The sequence below is a fragment of the Thauera sp. genome (assembly GCF_035444905.1).
Lineage (GTDB): Bacteria > Pseudomonadota > Gammaproteobacteria > Burkholderiales > Rhodocyclaceae > Thauera.
Genome location: NZ_DAOMPS010000082.1, coordinates 1 through 11,426, shown reverse-complemented (window position 1 = coordinate 11,426; position 11,426 = coordinate 1). Strand labels below are relative to the sequence as shown.

At 71.0% G+C, this 11,426-nt stretch carries 9 protein-coding genes; all 9 read left to right on the top strand.

The genetic code is table 11. The features are described from left to right. Positions 1 to 271, top strand: a 271-nt coding sequence (locus PLC66_RS21045) for a hypothetical protein (RefSeq protein WP_324544154.1), incomplete at its 5' end; no start/stop codon positions are given. Between the two features lie 7 nt (positions 272 to 278). Further along, a complete protein-coding gene (gene cpaB, locus PLC66_RS21040) occupies positions 279 to 1,115 on the top strand; it encodes a Flp pilus assembly protein CpaB (RefSeq protein WP_324544153.1) in 837 nt (278 codons plus the stop codon). A gap of 143 nt (positions 1,116 to 1,258) precedes the next feature. Beyond that, positions 1,259 to 2,686 (top strand): type II and III secretion system protein family protein, encoded by a 1,428-nt coding sequence (locus tag PLC66_RS21035; RefSeq protein WP_324544152.1) that lies wholly within the window; start codon positions 1,259 to 1,261, stop codon positions 2,684 to 2,686. A gap of 11 nt (positions 2,687 to 2,697) precedes the next feature. After that, positions 2,698 to 3,972 carry a TadA family conjugal transfer-associated ATPase gene (locus tag PLC66_RS21030; RefSeq protein WP_324544151.1) on the top strand — a complete coding sequence of 425 codons (1,275 nt, stop codon included), beginning with the start codon at positions 2,698 to 2,700 and terminating at the stop codon, positions 3,970 to 3,972. Next, on the top strand, positions 3,969 to 4,835 hold the full coding sequence (locus PLC66_RS21025) for a type II secretion system F family protein (protein WP_324544150.1): 867 nt from the start codon (positions 3,969 to 3,971) through the stop codon (positions 4,833 to 4,835). The genes PLC66_RS21030 and PLC66_RS21025 overlap by 4 nt, the downstream gene beginning before the upstream one ends. After that, positions 4,832 to 5,737: a type II secretion system F family protein gene (locus PLC66_RS21020; RefSeq protein ID WP_324544149.1), complete on the top strand. Its 906-nt coding sequence runs from the start codon at positions 4,832 to 4,834 to the stop codon at positions 5,735 to 5,737. Before PLC66_RS21025 ends, PLC66_RS21020 begins: the two co-directional genes overlap by 4 nt. Beyond that, complete coding sequence (locus PLC66_RS21015) at positions 5,737 to 6,069, top strand: DUF192 domain-containing protein (protein ID WP_324544148.1); 333 nt, start codon at positions 5,737 to 5,739, stop codon at positions 6,067 to 6,069. The genes PLC66_RS21020 and PLC66_RS21015 overlap by 1 nt, the downstream gene beginning before the upstream one ends. After that, positions 6,066 to 7,013, top strand: a complete 948-nt coding sequence (locus PLC66_RS21010; protein WP_324544147.1) for a TadE family protein — start codon at positions 6,066 to 6,068, stop codon at positions 7,011 to 7,013. The genes PLC66_RS21015 and PLC66_RS21010 overlap by 4 nt, the downstream gene beginning before the upstream one ends. 292 nt (positions 7,014 to 7,305) lie before the next feature. Beyond that, positions 7,306 to 11,426, top strand: a 4,121-nt coding sequence (locus PLC66_RS21005; protein ID WP_324544146.1) for a DUF6531 domain-containing protein, incomplete at its 3' end; no start/stop codon positions are given.

Here is an 11,426-nt window from a genome sequence, read left to right as displayed (position 1 = left end):
TCGAGCACGGCGCGGGCGTGACCGTGACGCTGAACCTCGTCACCTTCCTGCCGGCCGCGCCCCGATGACCCGCAGCGTCTACTGCCAGGGCGCAAGGACGCCAGCCACGCCCCACGGCCAGTCGATGGTCGAGTACCTCGTCGTGCTGGCCGTGGTGGCCGGCGTGTTCGCCCTCCCAGCCGGCGGCGGCCAGCCGCTGCTGCTGCACTTCGCCGACGCCATCGGCGAAGGCTTTGCCCGATTCCTGACCGCAATCTCGCTCCCGCTCTGATCCGATCATGGCTTTCCGACCCTCCCGCAACCTCTTGATCCTCGGCGTCGCCGGCGCCTTCGGCCTGGCTGCCGCCTGGCTCGCCGCGCGCTATCTGGATGAGCGCGTGGCCGACCTCGAGCGTCGGCATCAACAGCCCACCGCGCGCGCCGTCGTGCCCAAGATCGACCTGCCTGCCGGCAGCCTCATCACCCACGACACCGTGGCGGAGCGCGAGGTGCCGCTCGACTGGCTGCACTCGTCCGCGATCACGCCCGAGCAGTTCGAGCGTGCAGCCGGATCCGTGCTCGCCTACCCGGCGCGTAGCGGCGAACCCCTCGTCTGGCCCCAGCTGGAAGGCCGCCGCAGCGCGGGTTTCGCTGCACGCGTCGCGCCCGGCCGGCGTGCCGCCACCCTCCCGGTCGACGAGATCAGCTCGATGTCCGGCATGCTCGAGCCGGGCGACGTGATCGACCTCCTCGTCACCGTGCAGCGCGACCCGCACAACCTCACCCTGCCGCTGCTGCAAGGCGTGAGCGTGCTCGCCACCGGGGCGAGGCTGCAGCCGGGCGGCAGCGACCCGCAAGCGCGCAGCTTCGGCACCATCACCCTCGACCTCGACCCCGAGCAGGCGGCACAGGTGGTGGCTGCGCGCACCGTGGGCAAGCTCACCGCCCTGCTGCGGGCACCCGGCGACCGCAGCCCCGCGCCCGTCGTGCGCACCGACGCCCTCGCCCTCCTCGGCCTCGCCGCCCCGCCGCCGCCAGCCAATCGGGCCGTCCCGGTGATCTACGGCGGCAGCCACAACCCCTTGCTCGAAGTCGGTGGGCTCCCACCACCCGCGGCTTCGGCGGCGACCGACTGAACGCGGCTCCACCTGCTGACTCAGCAGCCTCCCCGCTCGCACCCCAGGTCCTGCGATCAAACCATCAAGCAAGGCCCCTGAACCAAGCCCGCCAATCACGTTTTCCAATTACCCCGCTGCGCCCTCGTCGCACTCACCTGCCCATGCCCCTCGCCTTCCGACCCTCAGGCCTCGCGGCCGCGCTCGTCGTCCTCCTCGCCACCACGCTGAGCACGCCGGCGCAGGCCACGCGCGACGCCGCCCCAAGCGCTGGCAGGGCTGACGCCGCCGCCCTGCCGCCGCTGACCGAGATCCAGATGTTCGCCGGCGAGACCCGCGTGCTGCCGCAGCGCAACGCCGGCCGCCTGGCGGTGGGCGACGGCAAGGTGGTGTCCGCGGCGGTACTCGACGAGCGCGAGATCCTGCTCATTGCCAACGGCGCGGGCGACACCATGCTCCATGTGTGGACGAGGAACGGCCACAACCACCGCATCAAGATCACCGTGCGCCAGACCGACACCGCCCGCATCGCGCGCGACCTGCAAGCCTTCCTCGGCGACATGCCGAAGGTCAGCACGCGCAGCATCGGCGACAATATCGTGATCGAGGGTGAAGGCCTGTCCGATGCCGACCGCGACAAGGTGGCCGAGCTGGCGCGACGCTTTCCGCAGGTCATCGACTTCACCAGCCGCGTCGGGCTGGATCGGATGTTCGCCTTCGATGTGCGCTTCGTCGAGATCAGCCGCAGCGGGCTGCGCGACCTGGGCATCGACTGGACGACCCAGGGCAAGCCGCTGTTCGGCATCGGCGTGGTCGGCGACCTCTATCACGACAACCGTACGGGTGCGGCGGTGAGCCGCGTGCTCGGCAGCGGCGAGGCGCAGACCGAGGTCCTCATCGAGGCCGAGCGCGTCCGCCCCTTTGCCGCCAACGTCTCGCTCGTGGGCGCCTTCTTCGGGCGGCTGAACCTGCTCGCGCAAAAGGGCGACGCCGTCATCCTCGCCCAGCCGCGGCTGGCCGCGCGCAACCGCGGCGAGGCGAGCTTTCTTGCCGGTGGCGAGATCCCGATCCCGGTCGCCTCGGCCACCGGCACGCCGAGCGTGATGTTCAAGGAGTACGGCATCCGCCTGAACATCGTCGAGCCGGTGGCCGATGCCGAGGGCACGATCCGCGCGCGGGTGAAGACCGAGGTCAGCGCGCTCGACCGCAGCGTGGCGGCGCTCGGCGTGCCCGGCCTGATGTCGCGCCGCACCGAGACCGAGTTCAACCTGCGCCACGGCGAGACCCTGGTGCTGTCGGGCGTGATCCAGCGCGAGCAGCAAAACGACGAGAACGCAGTACCGCATCTCGGCGAGATCCCGGTGCTCGGCCGCCTGTTCAAGTCCGCCCGCTTCAACAGTCGCGAAAGCGAGCTCGTGGTCTTCATCACCCCATGGATGATGAACCCGGGTGAAGGCCTGCTCGACCCGCGCGCGCAGGCCCTGGAAGAGCGCGCCGAGCGCGAACTTGCGCCACCCACCGCCAAGCCACCCGTCGAGCGCATCGCCCCTGCCGATGACCCCTTCTGGAACCAGCTCTACGGCGGCAATTGAGGAGACAGCCCATGTTTCACCAGGCCTTGCGCCAACGCATCCACGAACGTCTGCTCGACACCATCGACCTGCGCCGGCGCGATCTCAACCGCATGTCGGACGATGAGCTGCGCACCGAGACCGCTGCGCTGATCCGCGAGATCATCGCCGCCGACCGCCAGCTGCCCGCCACCGTCGATCGCGACCTCCTGTGCAGCGAGGTGCTCGACGAGGCGATCGGGCTCGGCCCGCTCGAAGCCCTGCTCGCCGACGAGGCGGTAAGCGAGATCATGGTCAACCGCTTTGACGAGATCTTCATCGAGCGCGACGGCCGCCTCACGCTGCATCCGGCCGTGTTCACCAGCGACCGCGCGGTGCTCGGTGTCATCGAGCGCATCGTCGCGCCGCTCGGCCGACGCATCGACGAGTCATCGCCGATGGTCGATGCACGGCTCAAGGACGGCTCGCGGGTCAACGCCATCATCCCGCCGCTGGCGCTGAAAGGGCCGACGCTCACGATCCGCAAGTTCGCCCGCCGCCAGCTCGAGGTGGACGATCTGGTGCGGCTGGGCAGCCTGTCGCAGGACATGGCGGACTTCCTGCGTATCTGCGTGGAGCAGCGGCGCAACATCATCGTCTCGGGCGGGACCGGATCGGGCAAGACCACCTTCCTCAACCTGCTGTCGAATTTCATCCCCGACGGCGAACGCATCATCACCATCGAGGACGCCGCCGAGCTGCGCCTGCGCCACACCCACCTGGTGGCCCTCGAGGCGCGCCCGAGCAACCTCGAAGGGCGCGGCGCGGTGAGCATCCGCGATCTCGTGCGCAATGCCCTGCGCATGCGCCCCGACCGTATCGTGGTCGGCGAATGCCGCGGCGGCGAGGCGCTTGACATGCTGCAGGCGATGAACACCGGCCACGAGGGCTCGCTCACCACGCTGCATGCCAACAGCCCGCGCGATGCCCTCGCGCGCCTCGAGACCCTGGTGCTGATGGCGGGCATGGACCTGCCCCTTGGCGCAATCCGCGAGCAGATCGCCAGTGCGGTTGACATCATCGTGCAGCAGACGCGCTTTGCCTGCGGCGCGCGCCGCATCACCCGCATCGCCGAAGTCACCGGCATGGAGGCCGGGCGCATCCAGCTACAGGAGCTGTTCCGCTTCGAGCGCCGCGCCAGCGAGGGCGGCCGCAGCCAGGGTCACTTCAGCGGCTGCGACGCCATCCCCGGCTTCTACGACGAACTGCGCGGCGACGGCCTGGGCGCCACGCTCGATCTGCGCATCTTCGACCGGGTGGCCGCATGACCCCCTCGCCCAGCCTGCCGACCCTGCTGGCGACACTGGGCTTCGGGCTCGCCGCCGCGCTGCTGGCCTGGTCCTCGATCGCCGTCGCCAGCAGTGCACTCGCCCGCTATCGTGAGCGCTTCACCGCCGATGCGCACGTGCGCCTGGACGAGCTTTTCCTGTTCATGGATCCGGCACGGCTGTTCGCGCTCAATGTTGCCGCGGTCGCCCTGTTCGGCATCGGCATGTGGCTCGCCAGCGGGAAATTCGCCCTCGGGCTCGCCGCCGGCCTCGCCTTCGCGCTGCTGCCACGGCTGGCGTTCGGCTGGCTGCGCCGGCGAAGACTGCAGGCGATCGAACAGCAGTTGCCCGATGCGCTGCAAGTCATCGCCGGTGGTCTGCGCGCGGGGGTCTCGATGCCGCAGGCACTACAGCAGCTCATCCGTGAGGGCCGGCCGCCGATCGCGCAGGAGTTCGACCTCATGCTGCGCGAGCACCGCCTCGGCCTGGCGCTGGACGAGGCGTTGGAGCACCTCGCGCAGCGCGTACCGCTGCAGGCGATCACGCTGGTAGTGGCCGCGATGCGCATCGCCAACGAAACCGGCGGCAGCCTGGCCGAGGCGCTAGAGCGCGCTGCCGCCACCCTCCGCAACCAGCTCGCGATGCAGGGCAAGATCGACGCCCTGACCGCCCAGGGCAAGCTGCAGGCGGTCGTGGTCGGCCTGTTGCCGGCGGGGCTGCTGCTGGTGCTCCAGCACATGGAGCCGGAGGCGATGGCCCTGCTCTGGCATACACAGGCGGGTTGGGCGACGCTGGCCATGATCGTGCTCCTCGAGGTGTTCGGCGTGCTGCTGATCCGCCGCATCGTGGCGATCGACGTATGAACACAAGCATCGTGCCGGCCACCGCCGACACCGCGACCCTCGTGCTGGTGGCCTTGCTCGCCGGCGCCAGTGCGGCCTCGCTCGCCGTGCTGCTGGCGCGCAGCCTCATCGCGCTGCCGGCAGAAGATCGCACCTGGCTGGATCGTCCGCCGCGCTTCATGCATGCCTTGTGGTGGCCGACGCGCTGGATCGCACAGGCGGTCGATCCGCTGCTGTCGGCGCGCGGGCGCGAGCACCTGATGACGCGGCTGCGCCTGGCCGGGCTGGACTTTGCGGTATCGCCCGCGCAGCTGCTGGCGCACCGCATCGCGGTTGGCGGGCTGGGTGCGCTCTTCGCCGCGCTCGTGGCCAATGCGTGGCAGTTGCCGATCCTGGCCTGCGCACTCACCGGCGCGCTCGGCGGCAGCCTGCTGGCCTGGTCGTGGTTCAACGACCGCACCCGCGCGCGCCGCCGGCTCCTGCTCAAGCAGCTGCCCTTCGTGCTCGATCTCATCACCCTGTGCGTCGAGGCCGGGCTCAATCTCAATGGCGCACTCCAGCAGGCGGTCGCCAAGGGCCCGGCCGGCCCGCTGCGTGACGAGCTGCAGCGCGTGCTGCGCGACGTGCGCGCGGGCCAATCGCGCGCCGAAGCCCTGCGCCGCTTTGCCGCGCGTATCGACGAGCCGGCCATCGCCAGCCTGGTGTCGGCCATCATCCAGGCCGAAAACATGGGCATGAGCCTCGGCCCGGTGCTGCGCGCCCAGGGCGAACAACGCCGCAGCGAGCGCTTCTCCCGCGCCGAAAAGGCCGCGATGGAGGCCCCGGTGAAGATGCTGCTGCCGTTGATCGCCTTCATCTTCCCGTGCACCTTCCTCGTGCTCGGTTTTCCGATCGCGATGAAGTTCCTGGCGATGGGCCTGTGATGCTGCGCATCCACCATGCCCGCCACTTCTGGCAGCGCGCGCTCGGCCTGCTCGGCCGGCGCGCGCTGGCCGCCGACGAGGCCTTGCTGATCCGGCCTTGCACGAGCATCCACACCTTCGGCATGCGCTTCGCGATCGATGTCGTCTTCCTCGACCGCGAGGGCCGGGTGCGCGCCGTCCATCCGGCGCTGCCGCCCTGGCGCGCCGTACGTTGCCGTGGCGCGCATGCGGTGCTTGAACTTGCCGCGGGCGGCGCCGCACGAGCAGGGATCGAGCGAGGCCAGAAGCGGCCCGCGCTGCTCGGCGACACGCATCGGAGCGATGACCGATGAGCTGCGCGCCTATCCCGCGCCGGCAGCGATCGCGCGGCGTGCTGCAACGCGGTGCGGGCCTCGTCGAGTTCGTGGTCATCGCCCCCACCCTGCTCGCCATGACGCTCGCCATGCTGCAGACCGGCCTCGCCTTCCATGCCCGCAGCAGTCTCACCTACGCCAGCTTCGAGGCGGCCCGCGCCGGCACCCTGAGCCACGCCAACCCGGTAGCCATGCGCGACGCCTTCGCCCGCGCGATGACGCCTTACTATGGCGGCGGCCGTGACGCTGCTGAACTTGCGCGCGCTGCCGCCACTGCGCAGGCCGATCTCAGCCAGGCGTTGCGCATCGAGATCCTGTCGCCAAGCCGGGAGAGCTTTGCCGACTACCACAGCCCGGCCGCGGCACGGCAGCTCGGCGCCACCGCACGGGTGATCCCGTCGGCCAATCTGGGCTATCTCAACTGCCCGGCCGACCGGCCCGACTGCAACGCCGACTCCGCCAGCAACCGCTCGGGCCAGAGCCTGGCCGACGCCAACCTGCTCAAGCTGCGCATCACCTGGGGTCTGCCGCCTGCCAAGCAGGTCCCGATGGCCGGGCGCTTCTTCACCTGGGCCGTGCGCACGCTCGACCCCGCCCACCCCGACGTCTTTCGCCGCAGCCTGCTGCAAGCCGGACGCATTCCGCTCGTCACTCAGGTAACCCTGCGCATGCAATCGGACGCCGTGGAGAACGCTGCCGTGCTATCGATGCCGCGTAACGGCAACGGCGACGCGGTGCCGGATGCAGGGCCGGGTACGGGGCCGGGTGGCGCCCCCGAGCCGGCGCCCTTGCCCGACTGCCCGCTATGGGACCCGCTGTGCACACCGGCCACGCCCGATGCCGGACCGCCCACCGCCCAACCGAGCCCCGGTGCAGACGGTACGCCGCCACCGCAAGCAGGCGACCTCGACCCTGATTGCTGAGACCCCACCCCCGCAGCCAGCACCTCGCCCAATCCACGCGCCCACCCTCCCAAGCTCCCGTCGTCCTTCTCCACGCGCCCTCTCTACGTCCCGACAAGCCACCTGTCTGCCTCGGTTTCCCCTCCACTCCACCTCGGCATCCTTCGTCACCACGCCTTCGCCACCTTTGCCATTCACCCCCCTCACCATGCGCGCACCCTTAGCCCCGCTCCTCCGCCATCTGGTCACCCTGGCCCTGCTCGTGCCCGCCCTGCTCCCCGCTGCAGCACTGGACGCAGGTCGGAGCGCGCCATTGGCTGGCCTACAGACCGAGGGCTGCGGCATCAGCATGAGCTGCGCGCCCGAGGAAGAGAGCGAACTCGCCTGGGATGCGGCGCCACCGCCTCCGCAGCAATGCGTCACCAACAATGCCGGCGACACCTGCGGCGCGAATGGTGGGCCCGCCAGCCAGGGCTCGGCCACCGGGCAGGACGTCGGCGCCGGCAACCCGCTGAACCTGCTGTCGGGCAACAAGTACCAGCACGAGGCGGACATGCCCGCGCTGCCCGGCGTGCTGGGCCTCGAGCTCGTTCGTCACTACAACAGCCTGCGCGCCTATCGCGGCGAATCGCGGGGCCTGGGCGCGGGCTGGCGCCTGTCCTACGACACCGAGCTGCAGATCCAGCCCGACCGCCTCGTTGTAGTGCAGGCCGACGGCGCGCGCGTGATCTTCCCGCGTGACCCGGCGCAGCCGCAGCGCTGCGCGAGCAAGGACCCGAGCCGCGGCGAGATCTTGATCCGCCCCCGCGCGGGCGGCGCGGAATACGTCTGGCATTGGCCGCAAGGCCGGCGCCTGAGCTTCGATGCCGCCGGCCGCCTGGTGCAGATCCTGGCCCCCACGGGCGAATTCCTCAGCCTGCAGCGCGACCACCACGGCCGCCTGCTGCAGGTCATAGATCCGCAGGGGCGCAGGCTCGAGCTGCACTACCACCTGGCGGGCAGCGCTGTCACCGGCATCGCCCACATCGACAGCCCGGTGGGGCGCTTTTCCTACGAACAGGGCTTTGCCGACGGCTCGGGTGTGGACGCTGCAGGCGCAGAGCCCGGGTCGGCCAGGGGCGCTGCGCTCAACCTGTTGCGGGTCGTCTACCCCGCCGCCGACGCGGAGATCACGGCGGCTCAAACACGCGCCTACCGCGAATACCACTACGAGGACGGCCGCCATCGCGCCGCCCTCACCGGCATCACGCTCGCCAGTACGGGCGCGGACGGTGCGCCGCTGCGCGAACGCATCGCCAGTTACGCCTACGACGACGCCGGCCGCGGCGTGCGCTCGGTGCGAGGGCCGATGCCCGCCGCGGGCGAGACCGGCATCGAAGACGTGCGCCTTGCGTTTCCCGCCCGTGGCCACAGCGTGCTCACCAACAGCCTCGGCCAGAGCACCACCTATCTCAGCGCGGTGATCGGCGGCCAGCGCCGCATCCTGGAAGCGCGCGGTCCCGGCTGCGCACGCTGCGGCCCCACCGACATCCGCTACCGCTACACGCCGGACGGCCGCCTGACCGCAGTCACCACACTCGACGCCGAGGGCCGCCCGCGCCGCTCGATACAGCACCGCCTCGATGCCCGCGGCCGCATCGCCGAAACGCTCGAGGCCGATCTGTCCGCGCCCGTCCCGCGCCTGCTCGACCATGTCCGCTACGAGTATGCCGCTGACGCCAGCACCGTCGGCGACGCCTTCAGCGATAGCGGGCCCGACGCCGCCGGCATGCTAATCGCGCAGCGGGTCGCGATCGTGCGCCCCAGCGTCGTCGCCGGCCGCGAGCACCGTATCGAGCTGCGCCACAACGAGGCGGGCCAGCTTGTCGAGCTGCGGGAATCAGGCTTCAGTCCGGTCGATACGGACGGCCGCCTCGCCGCCACCCCGATCGAGCGCCGCACCGCCTATCGTTACGCGCGCATCAATGGCCGCAGCCTGCTCACCGAGATCGATGGCCCACTCGACAACGGCCCCGCACAGACGCCGGCCGACAGCGACATCACCCGCCTGCACTGGGACGCGCGCGGCAGCTTCGTCATCGCCCTCGAGCAGCCTGGCGGCCGGCGCGCCGAGATCGAACCCGACCCAGCCACCGGACTGCCCCGGCGTGTGCGCAACGACGACGGCCAAGAAACCCGCTGGCGTCACGACAGCGCGCTCAGTCCCGTCGAATGGCGTAGCCGCGGGCCGGGCGATGCTGCCGACCGCGTCCACCAGGCCGAATACGACCCGCGTGGCCACCTCATCGAACTGCGGGCCGGCACGGCCGACGATCTCCCGCTGCGCGCACTGTGGCGCCGCGCCTACGACACCGCCGGCCGCCTGCAGTGGCACGCCGACGCGCTCGGTATCGCGCGCCTGTTCCGCTACGACGGCGAAAGCCGGCTGATCGCCAGCACGCTGCGCAGCGCGAACTTTGCCCGCCACCGCAACTGGGACCACGACGAAGCCGGCCGCATCACCCGCATCGCCGCCAACACCGGCTTCCAGCGCGCGCTGCGCTACGACGGCAGCGGGCACCTGGTGAGCCTCACCGACAGTCACGGCCGCGAGCGGCTGCGATCTGCGGGCAGCGACACGATCGTGGCCGGCGGCGCGGGCCCCGTCCGCGGTCCGCGCACGCTGCACGACGACTTCGGCCGCCCGGTGTGGACCCACAGCCCCGATCGCGGCGAGATTCTGCGCAGCTTCGACGCCGCCGACCGCATCCATGCCATGCGCGACGCCGTCGGCCACCACGCCCGCTACGCCTACGATGTGCGCGGCCGCATCGTGCAGCAATCCGTCACTGACGCCCGCACCGGGCAGACGCAAACGACACGCTGGCGCTACGACGGCGCGCGCCTGCTTGAAGTCGACCATCCGACCCAGCGCGAACGCTTTGACTACGATGCCGCCGACCAGCGGCGAGCCCGCACCGTCACGCTGAAGACGGCGCGGGGCGAGCTGAGCACGATCACCCGCTACGAGTACGACGACCGCGGCCGTCTCAGCGCCACCACCCTGCCCGACGGCAGCCGCCTGCACCACGTGCGCAACGGCCAGGGCCAGATCGTCGCGCTGCACCGCCAGCCGGTGCGCACGCCCTGGCTGCGCTGGCTCGCCCGCGAGCAGATCGTCGCTGCCGACTTCGCGCGCGACCTGTTCGGCCTGCGCAGCTATCGCAACGGCAACGGCGTTAGCACGCTCCTGCAGCGCAGTCGCAACGGGACGCTGCAGCGACTGACCCACCGCCGCGCCGGCGATGCGCCCACCACCCGCCCTGCCCTCCCACACGCGGGCGGCGCACCGCTCCGACCCGGTCAGACGCTGGGCCAGCGCATCGAGGAACTGCTCGGCCTGCGGAGCGCCCACGCCGGCACCCTGGACGCGCACGCCCCGGCGGACGCCCTGCTCGATCACCGCTACGTCTGGGACCCGGAGGGCAATCTGCTGCACCAGCGCGAACACGCCCCGTTCGACCCGTCACCGGCAAAGCAACGCAGCCATGCCTACGACCACCACGACCAGCTCGTCGCCAGCGTGGAATGGGCCGAGACCGGTGTTGGCCTGGACGAACACGCGGTGTGGCGCTACGCTTACGACGCGCGCCAGCGCCGCGTGCTCGCCCAGCAAGGCGTCGACAAACAGCACGACCTGCGCACGAAGGTCGCGCAAACACGGTTCGAAGCCGGCACGCACCGCGCCCTCGGCGGGGGCTCGACCGACGCTGCTCACACCGAAGCCGCAGATCTGCCCGCCAGCTACAACGCCAATGGCCAGCCCGAACGCCTGGGCCCGCGCCAATATCATTGGGATGCCCTCGGCCGCCTCGCCGCCGTCACCGAACGCGGTCGGCCGCTGGCACGCTACACCTATGACCACCGCGGCCTGCGCATCACCCGCAGCCACATCGATGCGACCGACGGCATTACCCGGACCACGTACACGGTTTACGACGACGCCCGCCAGCCACTTGCCGAACTCGACGCGGACGGCACCCTCACCCGCCAGTACCTCTGGCTCGCCGACCTTCCGCTCGCCGTCCTGGACCTGCCCAGCCGCCCGGCGGAGGAGCGTGGTGGCCTGCGCCAGATCGTCGACGATCTCGGGCGCGCCGTGCAGAGCTGGCTCGCGCCGCACGCCGGCCTCACCTGGCTGCACACCAACCACCTCAACGCCCCCGAACTCGCCACCGACGGCGACGGCAAGCCCATCTGGCGTGCCCGCTACGCCCCCTTCGGCGCTACCACCATCACCCCCTACGCCACCCGCCCCGACTTCACGCTCGCCCTGCGCCTCCCGGGCCAGATCCACGACCCCGAAACCGGCCTGCACTACAACCGCCAACGCTACTACGACCCCGACCGCGGCCAATATCTCACCCCCGACCCCCTCGGCACGCCGGACGGGCC